Genomic DNA, 19,239 nt, shown 5'->3' with positions numbered 1-19,239 from the left:
AGCCCGCCGTGCGATCTTGAACCATGACAGATAACTCTACTTAGCCGTGAAAACCCGTATTTTTGTAGGGGCTTCCTTTAGGGACGAAAACTAACTTAATTAACAGTATTACAGTTGTTACCCGTAACAGCTAATATTGCTATGTATATCATTGAGGCGGTTCAGGGGCTATGCATGAATTGTATTCATCCTCCTCCACACCAGCAGAACGGTTTCGGCGGCTTCAGAGCCAGTTGCGCGATCGCTGGTCTAGTATTGAGCTATTTGACCAGGATGATCGCGACATCTTGGTGGTGCCCTCTGTATCCGTTGATCAGCGAGAACTAGCCTTGATTCCGGGTTTTCTGCACTATGAGGAACGGCTGTTATTTTCCCTGATTCGCTTACGCAATCCCCGCACCCGCCGGAGTTACATAACGGCGGTACCGCTCTCGCACCCCCTGGTCCCCCCCGTGCAAAAAAAGCTCGCGCACCCCCTGGTCCCCCCCTTTTTACGGGGGACGGAAGGGGGAGCTATTGGGGGGCTAGGGGGGATGGAGAGGGGTTGAGCTTAAGTTGACACCAATGTTCCCAAGTCCCTACAGTGTTAGAGTTCCCGATAAAACCGATAAAATGAATAATCATCTTGAAAGGGATAATCATCAAGAACATGATGAATAATACCGCTATCAATCAGCATTTGTCCAATGCCAATCGCCTCTTGTCGAGACCCCTGAATCCGTTGCGCTAGCCATTCCACGGCTTCTGCACCAATGAAGCATTGCGGATAAAGATTTCCGCGATCGCGGCGGTCTTTTATTTCTACCCCATCTGCACCCCGCATCGCTGCAACTAAAGCCTCAAGTTCTGTCTCGGTTAGGGTTTTGGCTGGAGTAATTGTCTGAGAAACTGCTCCGGATATCTCAGTCGCTACAGTGAGAGAGTCTTGCGGTTGAGAAATGGGAGTATGATTAGATTGATCACCATTAGTTGGCTCAATTGATCGAGGAGAAGATGTCGATGCATCCCGATATAATAACAGATTAAATATTTCTTCAAGTTGAGGCGATCGCAGATGTAAATCCCGCTGCGGAAAGGGAATCTCAATCCTATGATGGCGCAGACATGCCTCAATCCGGTAGTTAAGATCACTTTTGACTTTAAACTGTTTCTTGGGTTCTCCTGTCCACACCAGTAAATCAAAGTCAAGGGAACTCTCACCAAACCCCTGAAACCATACCTGAGGCGGCGGTTGCAGCAGCACTTCGGGATGATTTTTAACGGCTTCGAGTAACGCGGTTTGGACTTTATCGATATCTGAGCCATACGCCACACCCACAGGAATCCGCAGCCGAGAAATCGGGTTCCCATGACTCCAGTTAATCACCTCAGTCTCTAAAAAGCGGGAGTTGGGTACGATAATCGTAACTTGATCTAAGGTACAAATCTCCGTACTACGTGCACCGATGCGTTCTACGGTTCCCAGTAAATCACCCACCTTGACAAAATCACCGATTTGGATGGGGCGTTCAAAGGTAATAATAATACCGCTAATAAAGTTATTGGCAATATTCTGAACGCCAAAACCAATCCCCACACCGAGGACACTGGCAATAATGGTTAAAGACCCAACATCTAAACCCCAAATTTGTAACAGGACAATCAGCCCGAGAAAGGTGAGAACATACTGGGTGAGGATAGTAATCACATCTTGCAATCTGGGTTCAGCCCCGGTGTGGGCTAAGACGTAGGATTTAAACAACTTGGTGAGAAAACTAACCGCAAACCACAATCCAATGGTTAAGCCCAAAAGCAACAGCAATTCTAGGGCAGAATATTTACTACTGCCTAAGCTAATCACTGGCGCATTGAGAATGCCAAAAACCTGACTGAGAAAATTGAATAACTCATAGCGCCAGATCCGACTGGCGGGAAACAAATCAGTCACATAATAAGCGATCGCGAGCCATAAACCGCCCTGTAACCCCAGTCGGGCAAGGCGTACCATGAATTGAGCCGGATCTTCCCAGGCGTGAAAGGAGGATGTAGGTTGTCCCAGCAACAGCCTCAAGGGATGAGACGCCCATTTTCCTAGAAACAGTAAAGCAAGATGAATCGCGATCGCAATCAGTATTGCCCCCAAGACAAAGCCTAACGCCTGACGGACATAGGCGGGCGATCGCTCAAATTGCGCTTGTACTAATGCCCTCTCCAGAATATCCTGCCAAATCTGGGCTTGCCGATAAGCGGTAAGTTCTGGTAGCAAATCTTCCTCTGTCACGGTTAGCAGATGGCGTGAACCGGGCTGGGAACGAATCGTCGTCCGTCCCTCCTCCTGATTCACTTCAATGCTGACAGGGTTAGGCGAAGACACCGCTTGCGCCAACGCTTCGTTGATCTGCCTAGCACGATTTTCTGCTGTATAGTTCTTATTTAAACTTCTCACCTGTAATAAAACGCGACCGTCTAGCACCACAGGCGCTTTGTCATTGCGATTCGTTGAGGAAGTCTGAGCAAAGGTGGGAACTGGGTTGAGTGTCAGCAGCAGCGTCAGTAACGCCAACAGGATAAACCGCCAACGTTTTAGAGGCAGCTGGGGGAGCAATGTAGAGACGTAGCATGCTACGTCTCTTAGCCGGGGGAGCCGGGGGAGCATCTTGCTCACTACATTGAGCATCTTACTCGCTACTAATACCCAATTTAAATGCATGACAGTTTAGCACCGGATAGTAGACATTACTAATTGAATAAATTTAATGCTTCGCCCCTACGAATGGGGATTGGGCGAAGCATTTGCGTTGGGTTCTTGGCATAAAACCGAGACATCTGGGCGCAAATGCTTCGCCCCTACGAATGCCCTGCTAGACGGCGATGTGGGCGAAGGTTGAGGACGCGATCGCTCTAAAATAGTGCTAGCCATCGCCCAAGCCCCAAACGCAGTCAAAAGTAGAACTCCCACCCCAATCGACCAAACCACCACTTTTTGTTGGGGGATAGACTTCATCGACGGCGTAAAGCTGGATACGTTGGGACTCTGGGCGGTGGCGTTCAGGTCATTGGTGTGGAGTAATGTTGCCGTCATCTTATAAGGACCCATCCGTAGGGTATCCTTAAACGAAATGGGTTGATTGGCTTGACGCAGCGGTCGCCCATTCAGAAAGGTACCGTTAGCACTGCGTTGATCGGTAATATAGATCTGGTTATTTTCCACCGTCATCAGGACGTGAAACCGCGAGATCTCTGGGTGGGCAAGTTCCAACCGAGACACCGACTCTCCCCCCCAATACTCTGGCATCTGGTCAAATTCTCGACCGATCGCGATCGGTGCGGTTAGTAGCGATCGCTTGACTTCTCCCATTTCTGGGTCTTCCCAGGTTAATTGAATATACATAGACTTGGTAGACCTCGAACACCTGCTATAGTAATGGTTCCCGTTTTTTTATAGATATTTTGGGCGAAACCGAAACCGCAACGCCTGCTGTCACGTCAAACGCTTTGGGTATTGGATTTAACGATTCGGCAAAAAATCTGGACAAAGGTAACTATGATTGGGTCACTATCCAAATCATATCTTTAAAAATAATTACGATAATAGGTCAAGGATTCATTTTTCCTGTAAAGAGCGGTAGGGCATGATCTTCAATCTTTTCCGTCGATTTCAATCCACGAATACGGATCAACCCCTCGGTGGACGCTATAAAATCGAGAGTCAACTGGGAATAGGCGGATTTGGTCAAACCTTTCTGGCGCAAGACCTACATTTACCCGGTCACCCCCAATGCGTGATTAAACAGCTTAAACCCAAAACCACTGACGCCGCCAGCCTAGAAACCGCTAGACGCTTATTTGACACCGAAGCTCAAGTCCTCTATCAACTGGGTCATCATGACCAAATCCCCCGGCTGCTGGCACATTTTGAAGAAAATCAGGAATTTTATTTAGCACAAGAATTGATTCTTGGCAATCCCCTAACCCAGGAATTCAAAAAAGGTCAGCAATGGTTAGAATCTCAAACGATAGCCCTGTTGCAGGATATTCTCCACGTTTTAGCTTATGTGCATGAGCAAAATGTGATTCATCGCGATATTAAACCCTCTAACCTGATTCGCCGCCAACAGGATGGCAAAATTGTCTTGATTGACTTTGGTGCGGTTAAACAAGTCACCACCCAATTTAGCCATCCCCAATCTGGACAAACTAATTTAACCATTTCCATTGGTACCCAAGGCTATGTTCCCAAAGAACAGTTAGGTGGACAACCCCGGTTTAGTAGTGATGTGTATGCAGTGGGGATATTAGGGATTCAAGCCTTAACCGGAACCCATCCCAGAGTGCTGCGGGAAAATCCGGAGACGGGAGAAATTCAGTGGCGTGATTTAGCTCCTCATGTTAATCTCAACTTGGCAGAGATTCTGGATCAGATGATCCGGTATGACTTCCGCGATCGCTATCAAACCGCCACCGAAGCTCTGTGCGCCCTGCAAAGTCTATCCAGCGATATCTCACCCTCCGATACGACGCAACGATTACCCGATTCCTCAGACACCACAGCATCGGTTCAGGGACAAACCTCAACCCAGATTTGGATACCAACCGATTCTCCAGCCACATCCTCATCAGACACAAGTAGCACCCAGTTACCCGAAACCTGGCGTAATTCCCAACCCTCATCAGGGAGTTCGGTTCCCACAATCGTTACACCGGGTTCAAACCCGAAACGAGGGCTGAATCTTTGGTTGGTTGTGGCAATTTTAGGCGTTATCGGGGGAACTGCTGGAGTTGCGACAACGCTGCTGATTCCCCAGCTTACCAGCCAAACGACGAATCAGACTCAGGAGTTAACCTCCAAGTCGGCGAACCCGGCGACTCAACCATCGCCAGCATCATCCCCTGAACCTTCCCCCACAGATGAGACACCCAGGAATCCTAGTTCAGACTCAGACTCACCCACGTCTAAAAAGACTACCCCGGATACAGCAAAACCAGGTGAACCACCCTCTCCAGCTCGTTCACCGGAAACAACTCCCACCCCTTCTCCTCAAAAGTCACCGATAGTTACTCAAAATTCGGCTACCCCAAAACCACCAACGCCGACGCCAAATCCGGTGGCGCAAAAGCCGACAAAAGTTCAGCCAACACCATCCCCTGTTCCATCGGCTTCTCCTGCGCCAAAACCTCAAGTGGAGACGGTAACTGCACAAACCCATTGGCAACGCTGCTATGATTTAAACACCCAGCAGCGTCCAACCGAAGCGATTCAGGCGTGCGATCGCGCCTTGGCAATTAACCCGGATTATCCAGAAGCCTTGTGGAGTAAAGGCGCAGCGTTGGATCAATTAAGAAAACACCAAGAAGCGCTAAACCTTTACGAAAAAGCCACAACCCTGAAGCCAGATTTTGCCGAAGCCTGGATCAATCAAGGTGTTGCTTTGATTTTATTAGGTCAATCGGAGAAAGCGATTCCGGTTCTTGATCGCGCCATTCAGCTTAAACCTAATTCTGCCAACGCCTGGATCAACAAAGCCGAAGCCTATATGGAATTGGAACGGTTTGATGACGCGATCGCATCTCTGAAAAAAGCGCTAGAAATTCAACCCAATAACGAATATGCTGCAACCATGTTAATCGCAGCCGAGGCGAAAAAATGAAACCTCTATCTCAACGGGGAAGAAGAAGCCCGGAACTAAAGTTCGGGCTAAAAGCTAAAACCCGTTAAAACGGGTTAATATTATGTCCGCTTAAACAGTCATTATTCCCTTGTGCCTTTCAACCTTCCTCTTTTGCTTGGAGCCTTCTGCTTCTCAAGAAAATTGGTCGGGATCAGGGTTTTTAATTGGGGCGAATTTGCTGTTGACGAATCATCATGTTCTCCCCAGTGCTGATTTGTTGCCTCACACGATTTTTCGGTTTAACTATGAGGAAAATTTCCAGGGAGAGGCACAGCAACCGGAAGAATATCGCGCTCAGGTTGATGGGATTTTTCAGACGAACTCGGCTTTAGATTATACCGTGGTTCAATTGGTTGGAGAACCGGGGAACAAGTGGGGATGGTTATCGTTGGTGGAGACAACAATTCGGCAGGGGGAACGGGTTAATATTATTCAGCATCCATCCACTCAAACCGTGAGAGAACGTGAAGCACTCTTGGCTTACTTGGGGTTTGAACGCCTAAGCAGCAAAATTAAGTGGGACAATAGCAATAATGTCTTTTTTGCGGAACTGGTCAAGCTGCTGACTTCGGAAGGAAAGACTGAGTTGCTTTCATTTCTGAATAACTTGGTGGAAAATCCGGTGGACGGTATAAATCCGTGGATTGGTATCGAGGATCAAGAAAAACTTAGGTCTTTAATTGCCAATATTAGCGCTTTGGATGATCAGGGATGGGAGTACGAGTGTGGAGGTGGGAGAAAATCGCTTTGTCTTTCACCCCCTGATTCGCTTATTTGCTCAGGAATTGGCAGAAACGCGGCAGTTGCAAGCGACGGCGGCGGAACGACATACTCAGTTTTTTATCGAGTTGGTGAAGTCCAATGAGGTCACTAATCGGGCGATCGCAAATGAAAAAATTAACTCCAAGTTTAGAGTTTGTAGTCAGCGATGCCAGCGCTGATGGTACTAAAGTACCAACTACGAACCCAGTTTGATAACCTGCTTCTCACCGAGGACTTGGGTTCAGGGCTTCAGTTCATGACGCAAACGAACATAATAGTATAGTTAGCTCTATCACTGTCGCTCATCCCCAGTCACCATCGTGTCCCAGGTTGTTCTCGAAAACGTCTACAAAAGCTTTCCTAGTCGCAAGGAGGGGTCAACTGTCGCGCCTGTGACGACAGAACCCTTGCTCACACCTAGCGATGAAGCGCCACTGGTAGCCGTTGATTCATCCCCTCCCTCATCGGGAACCGCGAATGTTTTACGGCGAATTAATCTGAGAGTCCATGATGGCGAGTTTATGGTATTGGTAGGTCCTTCGGGTTGTGGCAAAAGTACCCTGCTGCGGGTGATTGCGGGATTAGAGGAATTAACCGGGGGGAAAATTTGGGTGGGCGATCGCATGGTGAATGATTTGCCGCCAAAAGCCCGCAATATCGCCATGGTGTTTCAAAATTATGCCCTCTATCCGCACCTGAATGTCTATGATAATATCGCCTTTGGCTTACGGCGGACAACCCTGGGATTAGCCTACGAAAAGCCTACCACCGAGATGCCGCTTTGGGTCGAGAATGCCTTAATCGGGATGACGCGATCGCTCCCTAAAGGATGGCGTTATTTCTGCGATCGCGAACGGGCGATTGATGACCAAGTTCACTATGTCGCCAAACTCCTGCAAATTGAACCCCTGCTGCATCGACTCCCCAAACAGCTATCTGGGGGACAAAAGCAACGAGTCGCCCTAGGGCGTGCGATCGCCCGGAATCCCCAAGTCTTTCTCATGGATGAACCCCTCTCCAATCTAGACGCCAAACTCCGAGCCCAAACCCGCAGTCAAATCGTGCGCTTACAACGCCAATTAGGCACCACCACCCTTTATGTCACCCACGATCAAACCGAAGCCATGACCATGGGCGATCGCATCGCCGTAATGAATCAGGGAGAAATCCAGCAAATTGCCCCTCCCCTAGAACTCTATAACCACCCCGCCAATCAGTTTGTCGCCGAATTTATCGGTTCACCCCCGATGAACTTTATTCCCGTTCAAATTAAAGCCCCCCTCCTAATTCAGCATCGCCAATTTCGGCTCACGCTTCCAGATATTTGGCAACCCTTTCTGCAAGAGTATGATGGACGTTCTTTAATCCTGGGAATTCGTCCCGAACATTTAACCATAAGTGTTCCCGCCCCCAAAAACTTATCGGTAAACGTTGAACAAGTAGAAGCCTTGGGAAATGACACCTATTTATTAGCTAAACTCGATCGAAAAACCAGGTTACAAGCCAGAATTCCCGCCGATCATCTCGTCAAAGTTGGCGATCAACTGTGGTTATCCATTAACGCCGATAAAGTTCATTTCTTTGACGATAGAACAGGTAAAGCCATTCGGTCTAATTAGCTGGCTTTTGACGGTATGTGGCACGTCTGTAGGGGCGGGTTTCACTATTATCTTTTCGGTTGCACCCATAAGTAACTAAACCCGCCCAGACTCAGGTTTATTTCTCCTGGATAAAACTTAACCATTTGATATCTAAAAACTCAGAGCAAAAACCTGATGTGGGGAGAAGTTAAACAGGGGAAAAGTTGGGGAAACAATTTGATTGTTTTCCGTAAATGGAGTCATCAGATATTCTGCCTCAACCAAAGTATTAACAAAAAATGTAGGTTGTTTGGGGGCACCAATAAACTTTCTTGGTCCTAATGCGGCATAATCGACAATCCAATATTCCTCAATACCCATTTCCTCATAATCTCGAAGTTTATTATAGTAATCATCACGCCAATTTGTTGAAACAACCTCGACAATTAATTTAACTGAATCAGGATTTTGAATAATCGATTCACTTTCCCACCGGGGTTCTGCACCAAGAACGTCTTGATTCAAAACGATGATATCGGGTTCATAACCTGATTTTTCCCGTTTAGGTTTAACAATTGATTCTCTAGGAATCGTCCAAATGCTACCTTTCCCCATGTGCCGAATAATTATCAAGAGTTGTTCGATAATAGAACCTGTTAGAGTTGAATGTTTTCCCTTGGGTTTGGGCATTTCGATAATTACTCCATCATGCAGTTCGTACCGAACTTCTGAATTTTCGGGATACCAGTTAATAAATTCATCAAAGCTGTATAGTTGAGGTTGAGTTTGAGATTGAGTCATAGTTGATATCAGGTGTTGGCTGTTATACCAAAGTAGGCTTAGCTGTTACCGTTGTCATCACGTATCCTCTCCCGATCCGTAAGCCCTATTGTAGATAAAGATAGAGTGCGATCGCAGACATTAATACAATCAGAGAAACAATAAATAGCCCCAATCTACTAACCCCCTCTGCTACCTGGAGCGCTTCCCTCTGCGTTCCTCTGCGTTAAATAAACTCCCAAATTTTCTCATCAACCCCTCAATAATCATAAACTCAATTCAAACGCAGCCGAAAATATTGACAATACAAATCGCACCGAGGCGTCACCTCATTCCCTTGCAGATTAACCAATCCCATACTATGCAACTTAAATCCTTGCATCGGTTCTAACTGTATCGGATAATCAGCCGTAACCACCTTCTTCAACGCCGTAGCCAACTCAGGATGTTGGGATAAATTCCACATAAGTCGCCGCAAATGATCACCATACAATCCAGCATCCGTTGGTGCTGTAGCCAACAGTTGAGCTAAAGTAATCTCTTGACGTGCGATCGCGTACAGCGCCAATCTGACTAAATAGGGATGACCCCCAACCATTGCCATTAATTCTTCCACCTGATTCGATTCCCAAGCTAATCCGTGACGGTGGGCTAAATCTTGAACTTGTTCGGCTGCAAATTCCGGTAAATCAATCGGTAATCCTACATTAAACGGAGACTGATTAATATCCATAGGAATATAGGCTTCCGTCGAATGCACCACAACTAATCGCAGTTTACGCCATATTTCCCGATTTTTCGCCTCTTCATGCCACGATCGCAATAAGCCAAAAAAATCAGCCGTGAGTTCAGGATAATGAAACACCCGATCCACTTCATCTAACCCTAACACCAACGGTGTGGCAATCGTTGCTAATAAATACCGCTCAAAATAGGACTTACAACTCACCTTACTCCCAAAGGTTTTACTCCAATACTTATCCAAGCGATCGGGTAATTGCAGTTCTAGAGTAATCACCGCACAAAACCACTGCAAGAAACGATCTAAATCACTAAAAACACTACTATCCGCTAATTGAAAACTTAAAGGAACTGTGGCATAATTAAGCTGAGTTCCCCGATGTAAAATTCGTGCCATCAACGAAGTTTTACCCATTTGTCGCGGCGCTTTAATCCGGATTAAGGAACCCGGTTTAGCCACCGCTTCATAGCAGCGCTTTTCAACACCTGGGCGTTCCACATAAAACGCCGAGGCTAATTCCACTTGTCCCCGTGGTAATTCCGGTTCAGCGACGGGTTGAGGGGGATGATTGGGGGTGAGGGAATAGGGACTGGGAAACGTCGAGGATGTTTGATCGCCCTGTGTCGTGACGGTTGGTTGATCACTACAGAGCCAATCCTGAACTGAGTTTAACACAACAGGCGTATCCTGATGCGATCGCCACTCCACCTGGGACACTCCTTTGAGATAACCGCGTAAGTCATGGTTGAGTAACGTCCAAGGGCAATTAATCCGAATGGCTAAAATAGCAGGCTTCCCCTCCGGATGTTGATCCCGCCGCCGTTTTACCCACTGCACCTCTTCCGTCATCATCTCACTAGACGCGGCTAGAGGGGACAATAAAAACACCACGCGATCGCAACGGTTTAATTCGGCGTAAATTTGCTGCAATCCCTGAGTTGCCATGCGGCGACTAGCATTGGCAATGAAAACTTGACACCCTTGGGCAGTTAACGCCGTTTCTAATTGTATAGCAAGGCTTTTATCGGGGTCATTTCCACAATGATAACTCAGGATAACCTGAGGCTGATTCGTCGCCGCCAGTGTATCCCCTGGGATTAAATTGGGTAAATTGTGAGCAATGGCAGTAATTAACTTAGAACGGTGAGATGATCCTTTATCTTCGTCATTGTTTAGGGCAAATATCTCACAAATATTCTGGATATGTTTCCGCACTGTTCCTTGAGAAATACAGAGTTCCGCCGCAATTTCACCATCATTTTTCCCGGCGACAAATTGCTGTAAAACTTCCTTTTGTCGCGGTGTAAGTTTGGTAAATGCGTTGGTGAACTCTTGCTGATCCATTATCCTGAGAAACAGTCATAAATAAATTGTAACGGCAGAATTATAACTCCTCACCCTTGAGGCTTTTCTTTTGTTGAACGTAGCTCTGAAAATCAGCGAGGGTCAATTCATCCAACCACTGGTGTCGCTCGACCGTGTAATCTCCATAGCCGACTTCCAATTGTTGCAGGAAGCGGAGCATTCCTACCACCCCTAAAGAGTCAACTAAAGCTTGATATCCTTGTTTTCTCAATTCAGCTAATTTCATTACTATCCTCCTGTAAAGTTGCCATCAACCAAATCACGGGATTCTCTACCGTTACGTTGATTGAATCTCTATAGTGTTGAGCTTTTCGCAGCAGCCTGTCATCGGTAGTCAGAAAAACATTAGCGCCCCCCGCTTCAGCAAAAGCCAGATGTAAGGCATCATAGAACTTAAAACCCAGTTCCATCAAGGTGGTGGCTCTCAATTCAATTGCCTCGCTGGAAGGAAGTAGGCGGGTAGCAACGGATAAGATGGAGTCCAGTTGCTCTTTTTTGAAAGGGTCTGGATTCCTACTGATTTCATAAGCAATGGCATCGCTGTTGAGTAACACCCATTTCTCCTCCCGACATTTTTGCAGGAGAGAAATCATCGCTTCCGCTTCTAGGCGAATTCTAGATTGTTGCAGGTCGTCAAGGGGTCGGTTGAGACAACAAACGTCGGCATAAATGACAGGTAGTTGCACCATGAGCAAGTTTTCGGTAACAGCATGGCTCCAAATACTGACCCTCTCAAATCTTCTCACCCGCCCTTATTCATAAGTAGTCAGACAGTAGTCAGACAAAATTAAAGTTAACGGTTGAGATTAGGTAACTTTTAACAGGGAAAAGTAAAGATTTGAGACTCCTTAGCATTTCTTAGTACAGTGTACAGAATTTATGTCCAGTTACTTAATTGTAGTTGTCTTTGTCGGCAGAGGACGGAGGAACAAAAGATTCCTCAAAGTCCCCCTTAAAAAGGGGGAGCTCTTATTTAGTCAGGGTTTTAACCTTAAGTGGAAACTAATGCCCGCCCCATCTTCCAGAGGCGCCATGACTCGTCTGGAACCTTTTAGCATTAAGCAGGCAAATCTGTACTCCCCATCAAATAGCGATCGCACTCACGGGCAGCACCTCGACCTTCGTTGAATGCCCAAACCACTAAACTCTGACCTCGGCGACAGTCTCCGGCGGCAAAGACACCGGGAATACTGGTGGCATACTTCCCATAATCGGCTTTTACATTACTACGAGCATCGCGTTCTAAACCCAAGGCATCCAGCAGAGGTTGTTCGGGTCCGAGGAACCCCATCGCTAAGAGGACAAGCTGGGCGGGAATCACTTTTTCTGTACCTGGAACCGGACTGGGAATAAATCGACCTTGCTCATTTTTCTGCCACTCGATTGTCACTGTATGCACTGCTTTCAGATGTCCTTCCTCATCCCCCTCAAACTTGGTGGCGGTGGTGAGATAGAAACGGGGATCAGCGCCAAACTTCGCCGCCGCTTCTTCTTGCCCGTAATCCAGGCGATAAATCTTGGGCCACTCGGGCCAGGGGTTGTCGGAGGCGCGTTCTAGGGGCGGTTGGGGCATGATTTCCAGTTGCGCCAGACTCTTACACCCATGACGCAGGGAAGTGCCAACGCAGTCGGTACCCGTGTCACCCCCGCCGATAATCACCACATCTTTGCCTTCTGCGGAGATAAAGTTGCCGTTTTTGCTGTTATCTAAAAGCGCTTTGGTATTGGCAGTCAGGAAATCCATGGCGAAGTGGATACCCTTTAACTCCCGTCCTTCGATGGGTAAATCCCGTGGTTTGGTCGCGCCCGTGCAGAGTACCACCGCGTCAAATTCTTTGAGTAGATTCTCGGTGGGGAAGTCTTTACCTACCTCGGTGTTGCAGATAAACTTAACCCCTTCTTGTTCAAGCTGGTCAAGGCGACGCTGGACGACTTGCTTTTTGTCCAGTTTCATGTTAGGGATGCCATACATGAGTAAGCCGCCGGGACGATCTTCCCGTTCAAATACGGTGATCCAATGACCAGCTTTATTAAGCTGAGCAGCCGCACAGAGTCCAGCCGGTCCAGAACCGATGATTGCGACTTTTTTCCCGGTGCGCTTGGTTGGGGGTTCGGGTTCGACCCAACCTTCGTCCCAGCCTTTGTCAATAATCGAACATTCGATATTTTTTATGGTCACGGGGGGGTTATGGATACCCAGGACACAAGACCCCTCACAGGGTGCAGGACAGACACGACCGGTGAATTCTGGGAAGTTGTTGGTTTTGTGCAAGCGATCGAGTGCTTCGCGCCATCGACCTCGATAAATTAGGTCGTTCCACTCTGGGATCAGGTTGTTGATTGGGCAACCGCTTGCCATGCCCTTGATCAGGGTTCCGGTATGGCAAAAGGGTGTGCCGCAGTCCATACACCGCGCCGCTTGAGTTTGGAGTTTTTCCTCCGGCATGGGCAGATGGAACTCGTCCCAGTTGCCAATGCGACTGTCGGGTTGCAGTTCAGAGGGTAATTCGCGCAGATATTCGATAAAGCCGGTTGGTTTTCCCATAGTGATGTCTCAAGTTTAGAGTAGGGTATAGTTGTGGCTAAGGTGTCATTCGGTAAATTGGCGATGGTGATGCAGTCCCTAGACTATTTTGGCGGCAAATCCTCACCAATCAGTTGTTGACGGTGGCTTGTGACCAACTAAGCGGATGGAAGACTGTCTAGAGACGTTAAAAGCAACATCTGTACCAAGTCAAAAGTCAAAATCAGAGATATTTTGTAGTCTTTGTTACGGTTTGTCAATCATTTTGGCGTTTAAATGCCAGGTTGAGTTTAATAAAAGGTTAGATTTGCTGCGGTTCAGTGGCTAGGATTCATTAAGGTTTAGGTTCTCATTGAAGACGGCTAGAGATAGGATACAAAATAATTGCTTCTAGGGTTTCATATTTTCACATTTTTTTATAAAGTAACCCCCGTTTCGTTGGTGTCGTTTGGGTTGGGTTTTCCTTGGTTTAACTGCTGGGCAGTTAATTTTTGTTGTCGGCAAAGTTTCCCTCTGTTCGACTTGAAAACTTTTTAGGGGTTTTGCAGAAATTGTCAGTGTGCTCAGGGAGTCTTCGCGATCGCACTCCCTCCTCAAAAAGCCTGTAACTCTTGCTGGCGGCTGACTCCTCACATTATTCAGGCGGGTTAAGTTGGGGAATTGTCCCTGATGGACGCTTACATAACTAAAACTTTTAAATTTAAGCTTTATGATTTAATTTTCCAAAGATAAGCGGACTTGGGGCTTGATTGATGCAGTCGCTGGCAAAGCCTAATTTGACGTTGGGTTTGGGGTGTAGTATACTTTATGAAGTTTTGTGTTTTAGGATACGTTGGGTTATTGTGAGCATTTTTATGGCAAAAACGCTTTAAAGCCTTAATAAGGCGTTATTTATTCTCTCTCGCGTTGCCAAAACTTAAATAATACAAGCATACCCCAACGACTCAATTTTCAGGACTTGTTCAGGGGCTGATTTGACAAAAAAGCTGGTTTATGTATAGAAGAATTAGCCCTGAATTAAAATTCGGGCTAAGAGCTAAAACCCGTTAAAACGGGTTAATAACTTTATACTAATTAGTCGGACCGGCATAAAACGGCACGCTCCGACAAGTTTTATACCCTTACTGTTCCCTGTGACACAACGAGCGCAGCCGAGGTGTTCGCTGTTAAGAGTTTCCTAATCTCAACAGTTAACTTTAATTGTGTCCACCTACTTATGACAAAGGACAAATGACTTATGCCACAATCAAGGCAGTATTTGAGATAATCGGCAATGGCTTGGTCGGCGGGACAGCAGTTGCAACGTGGCAAATATACGATTGAGAAAGAGTTAGGATCAGGACGGTTTGGGATAACCTATTTAGCACGCGATCGCACGTCCCAACGATGTGTGATTAAAACCTATGGATTTACACCCCTAGAGTTATATCATGTTGATGCCGAACGCGGCGCTTATACGGATGTGTATTCTTTAGCCGCCACATTGTATCAATTATTAACTGGAGAAAAACCGCCCAGTGTCCGCGATCGCAGTTTGGCAAGGGCTAAATTAAAGCCACCTCAAGAAGTGAATCCCCAAATGAGCGATCGCACGAATCAGGCGATTCTCCGAGGGATGGCATTAGCCCCCGAAGAACGCCCCCAAACGATGCAGAAATGGTTGAATTTATTGGGGGTTGCGGCTCAAATTCCCCAACCGTGGCGCAATTGGGATTTGACGATTTGGTTAACGATTATTGGTACAATTGCTGGGGTTTTGAGTATGATTGCTGGGTTTTTAGCGCTTAAGCCGCCCTCAACACCACTGCCAGAACCCACACCGGAAATGACGCCAACGTCACAACAGATTCAACCAGAAACATGTTCCCTTGATCTGACCCCTCCCTAACCCTCCCCTTGCCAAGGGGAAGGAACAAGGAACGCGGTTATGGCATGATCAAACTATACGGTAATCTCAAAACAAAAAACGAATGGAGACACTAGAACTTAAACTCGATAAAAAGACCCTCGAACTGGCGCGATGGTTAGCCGAATCGCGCCGTTGTAATCTATCTGAACTGATTACAGAAGCCATCAACAAGCTGGCTGTTAAAGAATCGGCACAAGACCGGATAATGGGAATGTTTGCTGATGAACCTGACGTTGTTGATGAGATACTAGAAGAGATTATGCGCGATCGCGCTGCACATCCTCTCAATCAGAACTGTGAACAAAGCACTCCTTGACACTGATATTTTTTCCGAAGTGCAAAAAGGCATAAATTCCAATATTGTCACCAGAGCTAGGGCGTATCGCGATACCTTCGGTTCCTACACAATTTCCGTTATTACAGTTCTCGAAATTATCAAAGGCTGGCATAAGCGTCAACGGCAAGACCGCATTCAACAGTTTCTTAATGTTATCACTGATGTTGAAGTGTTAAATCTGGATTTGTCCAGTGCTGAACTAGCAGGGCGAATCTACGCCGACTTAGAACGTACAGGGCAACCCATTGGTCTTGCTGATACGATGATTGCAGCTATAGCGATGCATAAGAATTTGACGTTAGTAACTGGTAATGTATCTCATTATCAACGCATTCAATTATTAGGTTATAAGTTGCATCTAGACAACTGGCGAAGTTAATCATACAACGTGGCACTACAGCTACTAGGAATAATATTAGGAGAGTGGGCTGTTCAACCACAAATGAGGTAAAATTGGACTTTGAGTATCTGACTGACTAATTTCCCAGAAAATAATTCCCCGTGATGGTAAAAGCAACTGGCTATGCAAATTCGAGACTACTTCAACTTTCTTGCTCCTGATGATATCCGCATTCAGGACAGTCGCATCGGGATTGAAAGCGTTCTTTACGAGTATATTTACCGAGCTAAAACCCCTGAAGAAATCGCCAAGCAATTTGAAAGTATTACCCTAGAACAGGTTTATGCTACGATTCTTTACTATCTACACAACACCGAAGAAGTGAGTGCTTACTTGGCAGATTGGTTAGCGTTTTGCCGTCAACAGCGAGACGAGCAAAAACAGAATCCTTCTCCGGCACGACAAAGATTTCGCAAATTGAAAGCAGAGGCAGAAGTTCAGCAAAAATATTCTGAATCTGTGAACCGTTTATAATGATTCAATATTTGTTAGATGAGCATATTGCCTCGTTGTACCGAACTCAACTGATGCGTCAAGCTCCTTATCTTATTGTGAGAAGAATTGGAGATCCAGATGCTCCGGCAAAAGGAACTCTCGATCCTGAAATTTTAATCTTGTGTGAGACGAATAATTTTATCTTAGTGACCAATAATCGGAAATCTATGCCCAAACACTTAGCAGATCATCTGGCAGAAGGACATCATATACCGGGTATCTTTGTTATCGATCTATCTCGGAATATTGGTGAAACCCTTACCGAGCTAATTTTCATTGCTGAAGCTTCCTTTGTTGGGGAATATCAAGACCGAATTGAATACTTGCCGTTGAGTGAATAAAAAGAGCCAATAGGAGGGTATTTGTTCGGGTTGGTGTTTTGGATCGTTTCCAGCCGCGCCAACTACACAGAAGCCGCTTGGGGATAGCGATGAGCCACCAGTGAGAACACATCCAACCCGTTTAGTGCGTCAGTCCAAATCGCTAGAGAATTTCCTGTGGCACAATGAATATAAATGTATCAGATTTATGTGTAAGCAATGGTTTGGGTGTCAGGGCAGGTATTGCAAGGTGGTAAGTACACCATTGAAAAAAAGTTAGGGGATGGCGGATTTGGTATTACCTATCTGGCTAAGGATAAAAAGGGTAATCCAGTTGTTATAAAAACTCTGAAGGCTGTAGATCCACAGAGTCCTGATTTTGATAAATGTCAGCAAGAGTTTATCAATGAAGCACTACGGCTTAAGGGATGTCAGCATTCTCATATAGTCAAAGTATATGAGGTGATTAAAGAGGATTTCCTCTGGGGCATAGTGATGGAATATATAGAAGGGAAAGACTTAGGTAGTCTGGGGAAATTACCGGAGTCTGAAGCGTTACGCTACATTCAGCAAATTAGTGAGGCACTAACAGTTGTTCACAATAATGGCTTGTTGCATCGAGATGTAAAGCCACAAAATATCATAGTGCGAACGAGTCAATCGGAAGCCATTTTGATTGATTTTGGTATTGCCCGTGAATTTACCCCTAATTTGACACAGACTCATACAGCACTTTTTACACCTTTTTATGCACCTCCTGAACAGTACAATCCTCGCGCTAAACGGGGTGCTTATACAGATGTTTACGGTTTAGCAGCAACACTCTATAGAGTGTTAACAGGACAAGAACCGGAATCATCTGTATCTAGGGTAATGGGTTGTCCACTCGCACCACCCAAGCAGCTTAACTCAACTATTAGTGATGTAGTCAATCAAGCTATTCTTAAAGGGTTAGAACTACAGCCAGAGAATCGCCCTCAGTCAGTGCGAGAATGGATACAGTTATTGATTTCCCAGAATTCGGCTGATGATTTGAGTTCAGAATCTGGCATCGATTACCGCCAACTGCGAGATTTATTAGCCGCCGGAGAGTGGAAACAAGCGGATACAGAAACGGCAAACAAAATGCTGGCAGTTATCGGGAAAAAAAGTTGGTATGATGTTATTAGGAGAGATGTTGAAAAATTTCCTTGTACCGACCTGCGAACAATTGACTGTCTCTGGGTAAAATACAGTAATGGACACTTTGGTTTTTCTGTGCAAAAGCGAATCTGGCATCGTGTAGGGGGGCAACCAAGCGTGTATGATCATGACATCTATAAAAAGTTTGGTGATACCGTGGGTTGGCGTGAAAAAGATGATTGGTTAGAGTATGATAACCTTACCTTCAGTCTAAATACTCCCCATGGGCATCTCCCTACAGTATTGAGTGTGGGTTGGTTTATTAGTGGGGCGGTCATCTCTTCTCTCTCGTTGAGACTTGCAGAATGTAACATATAAAAGTTTCAACAGATAGTAACGATTTACGACAGAGGCACCCATCCACGAAGTCTTACGGGTTCTATACTTCCGATACCTGACACCGCTTCCACCCAAAAAAAACAGTAATTCAATCAAATGTATGGCTAGAGATGCCTTTCATAATGCTGTAAAAGTAGCACTACAAAAAGACGGCTGGATAATCACTGCTGATCCGCTACAGATTAAGTTTGGTAAGCTTGACTTGTATATTGATTTAGGTGCAGAACAGGTTATCGGTGCAGAGCAAAATGGACAGAAAATAGCCATTGAAATTAAGAGTTTTCTGGGACAGTCTGCGGTTACTGAATTTCACAGAGCGGTTGGACAATTCATTAGTTACCGAGATGTCCTCAGAGTGGTTGAGCCGGAGAGAGTTCTCTATCTCGCTGTACCACAACTTATCTATGATGACTTCTTTAAAGTGCAAGAGTTGGCTCAGTTAGTCGTACAAACGAATCAAATTAAAATTATTGTATATAACCCAGTTTTGGAGACAATTGTGCAATGGATAAACTAGAACGATATCGTCAAGCTGTCCAGCAAGTCTTAACCAAATATGGCAGCTATAAACCGATGAACGTACAGGTTGAAGTACAGATGATTTTTGACACTGAACGCGACCATTATCAAGTGGTGAGTGTGGGTTGGCACAACGAGAGACGAATCCACAGTTGCTCAATGCATATCGATATTAAGCCGGATGGTAAGGTATGGATACAGCTTAATAATACTGAGGCTCATTTAGCCGATGAGTTGATGGAATTGGGCGTAAATCGGGAGGATATCGTATTAGGATTTCATAGTCCTTATATGCGACAATTTACCGATTTTACCGTTAGTTAGCAGATATTCCGTT

19 protein-coding genes and 1 pseudogene are annotated in these 19,239 nt (G+C 45.9%); 12 read left to right on the top strand and 8 right to left on the bottom strand.

Features of this window, described 5'->3' with window-relative positions; translation table 11 throughout:
• Positions 1-170: 170 nt before the first annotated feature.
• A pseudogene (locus RIM23_RS27400) lies at positions 171-446 on the top strand (peptide ligase PGM1-related protein); the annotation flags it as partial.
• A gap of 140 nt (positions 447-586) precedes the next feature.
• Here RIM23_RS27400 and RIM23_RS27395 read toward each other — a convergent pair.
• The 3 genes from RIM23_RS27395 to RIM23_RS27385 all read right to left on the bottom strand — a co-directional run bounded on the left by RIM23_RS27395 (position 587) and on the right by RIM23_RS27385 (position 3,370).
• A complete protein-coding gene (locus RIM23_RS27395; RefSeq protein WP_446371190.1) occupies positions 587-2,455 on the bottom strand; it encodes a mechanosensitive ion channel domain-containing protein in 1,869 nt (622 codons plus the stop codon).
• A gap of 10 nt (positions 2,456-2,465) precedes the next feature.
• Positions 2,466-2,600, bottom strand: a complete 135-nt coding sequence (locus RIM23_RS27390; protein ID WP_446371188.1) for a hypothetical protein — start codon at positions 2,598-2,600, stop codon at positions 2,466-2,468.
• Between the two features lie 146 nt (positions 2,601-2,746).
• Positions 2,747-3,370, bottom strand: a complete 624-nt coding sequence (locus tag RIM23_RS27385; protein WP_446371186.1) for an FHA domain-containing protein — start codon at positions 3,368-3,370, stop codon at positions 2,747-2,749.
• 241 nt (positions 3,371-3,611) lie between these two features.
• Here RIM23_RS27385 and RIM23_RS27380 point away from each other — a divergent pair, with 241 nt between their 5' ends.
• The 3 genes from RIM23_RS27380 to RIM23_RS27370 all read left to right on the top strand — a co-directional run bounded on the left by RIM23_RS27380 (position 3,612) and on the right by RIM23_RS27370 (position 8,029).
• Positions 3,612-5,627, top strand: coding sequence for a protein kinase domain-containing protein (locus tag RIM23_RS27380; protein WP_446371184.1), 2,016 nt, complete (start codon positions 3,612-3,614; stop codon positions 5,625-5,627).
• 136 nt (positions 5,628-5,763) lie between these two features.
• On the top strand, positions 5,764-6,513 hold the full coding sequence (locus RIM23_RS27375; RefSeq protein WP_446371182.1) for a trypsin-like peptidase domain-containing protein: 750 nt from the start codon (positions 5,764-5,766) through the stop codon (positions 6,511-6,513).
• 217 nt (positions 6,514-6,730) lie between these two features.
• Entirely contained in the window at positions 6,731-8,029 is a 1,299-nt protein-coding gene (locus RIM23_RS27370; protein WP_446371180.1) for an ABC transporter ATP-binding protein, read from the top strand.
• 132 nt (positions 8,030-8,161) lie between these two features.
• Here the strand turns inward: RIM23_RS27370 and RIM23_RS27365 are convergent, their stop codons facing one another.
• From RIM23_RS27365 to gltD, 5 genes are all read right to left on the bottom strand, one after another.
• Positions 8,162-8,791 (bottom strand): Uma2 family endonuclease, encoded by a 630-nt coding sequence (locus tag RIM23_RS27365; protein ID WP_446371178.1) that lies wholly within the window; start codon positions 8,789-8,791, stop codon positions 8,162-8,164.
• 253 nt (positions 8,792-9,044) lie between these two features.
• Positions 9,045-10,856, bottom strand: coding sequence for an AAA-like domain-containing protein (locus tag RIM23_RS27360; protein ID WP_446371176.1), 1,812 nt, complete (start codon positions 10,854-10,856; stop codon positions 9,045-9,047).
• A gap of 40 nt (positions 10,857-10,896) precedes the next feature.
• Complete coding sequence (locus RIM23_RS27355; RefSeq protein ID WP_446371174.1) at positions 10,897-11,103, bottom strand: hypothetical protein; 207 nt, start codon at positions 11,101-11,103, stop codon at positions 10,897-10,899.
• Positions 11,090-11,566, bottom strand: coding sequence for a PIN domain-containing protein (locus tag RIM23_RS27350; RefSeq protein ID WP_446371172.1), 477 nt, complete (start codon positions 11,564-11,566; stop codon positions 11,090-11,092). The genes RIM23_RS27355 and RIM23_RS27350 overlap by 14 nt, the downstream gene beginning before the upstream one ends.
• A 368-nt stretch (positions 11,567-11,934) precedes the next feature.
• Entirely contained in the window at positions 11,935-13,422 is a 1,488-nt protein-coding gene (gltD, locus tag RIM23_RS27345) for a glutamate synthase small subunit (protein WP_446371170.1), read from the bottom strand.
• Between the two features lie 1,252 nt (positions 13,423-14,674).
• Between gltD and RIM23_RS27340 the strand changes: the two genes are divergently transcribed.
• The 8 genes from RIM23_RS27340 to RIM23_RS27305 all read left to right on the top strand — a co-directional run bounded on the left by RIM23_RS27340 (position 14,675) and on the right by RIM23_RS27305 (position 19,226).
• A complete protein-coding gene (locus RIM23_RS27340; RefSeq protein ID WP_446371168.1) occupies positions 14,675-15,289 on the top strand; it encodes a hypothetical protein in 615 nt (204 codons plus the stop codon).
• A gap of 82 nt (positions 15,290-15,371) precedes the next feature.
• Complete coding sequence (locus tag RIM23_RS27335; protein ID WP_446371166.1) at positions 15,372-15,626, top strand: hypothetical protein; 255 nt, start codon at positions 15,372-15,374, stop codon at positions 15,624-15,626.
• A complete protein-coding gene (locus RIM23_RS27330; RefSeq protein ID WP_446371164.1) occupies positions 15,607-16,026 on the top strand; it encodes a PIN domain-containing protein in 420 nt (139 codons plus the stop codon). The genes RIM23_RS27335 and RIM23_RS27330 overlap by 20 nt, the downstream gene beginning before the upstream one ends.
• 144 nt (positions 16,027-16,170) lie before the next feature.
• A complete protein-coding gene (locus tag RIM23_RS27325) occupies positions 16,171-16,521 on the top strand; it encodes a DUF433 domain-containing protein (protein ID WP_446371162.1) in 351 nt (116 codons plus the stop codon).
• A complete protein-coding gene (locus RIM23_RS27320; RefSeq protein WP_446371194.1) occupies positions 16,518-16,883 on the top strand; it encodes a DUF5615 family PIN-like protein in 366 nt (121 codons plus the stop codon). Before RIM23_RS27325 ends, RIM23_RS27320 begins: the two co-directional genes overlap by 4 nt.
• A 198-nt stretch (positions 16,884-17,081) precedes the next feature.
• Positions 17,082-18,362, top strand: coding sequence for a GUN4 domain-containing protein (locus RIM23_RS27315; protein WP_446371160.1), 1,281 nt, complete (start codon positions 17,082-17,084; stop codon positions 18,360-18,362).
• 121 nt (positions 18,363-18,483) lie between these two features.
• Positions 18,484-18,900 (top strand): XisH family protein, encoded by a 417-nt coding sequence (locus RIM23_RS27310; protein ID WP_446371158.1) that lies wholly within the window; start codon positions 18,484-18,486, stop codon positions 18,898-18,900.
• On the top strand, positions 18,888-19,226 hold the full coding sequence (locus RIM23_RS27305; protein ID WP_446371156.1) for an element excision factor XisI family protein: 339 nt from the start codon (positions 18,888-18,890) through the stop codon (positions 19,224-19,226). Before RIM23_RS27310 ends, RIM23_RS27305 begins: the two co-directional genes overlap by 13 nt.
• The last annotated feature ends 13 nt before the right edge of the window (positions 19,227-19,239 follow it).

Origin of the sequence: Coleofasciculus sp. G3-WIS-01 (assembly GCF_040223135.1) — a bacterium.
GTDB lineage: Bacteria > Cyanobacteriota > Cyanobacteriia > Cyanobacteriales > Coleofasciculaceae > Coleofasciculus.
The sequence above is the reverse complement of the archived record's forward strand: the minus strand, read 5'-3'. Positions and strand labels throughout refer to the sequence as shown.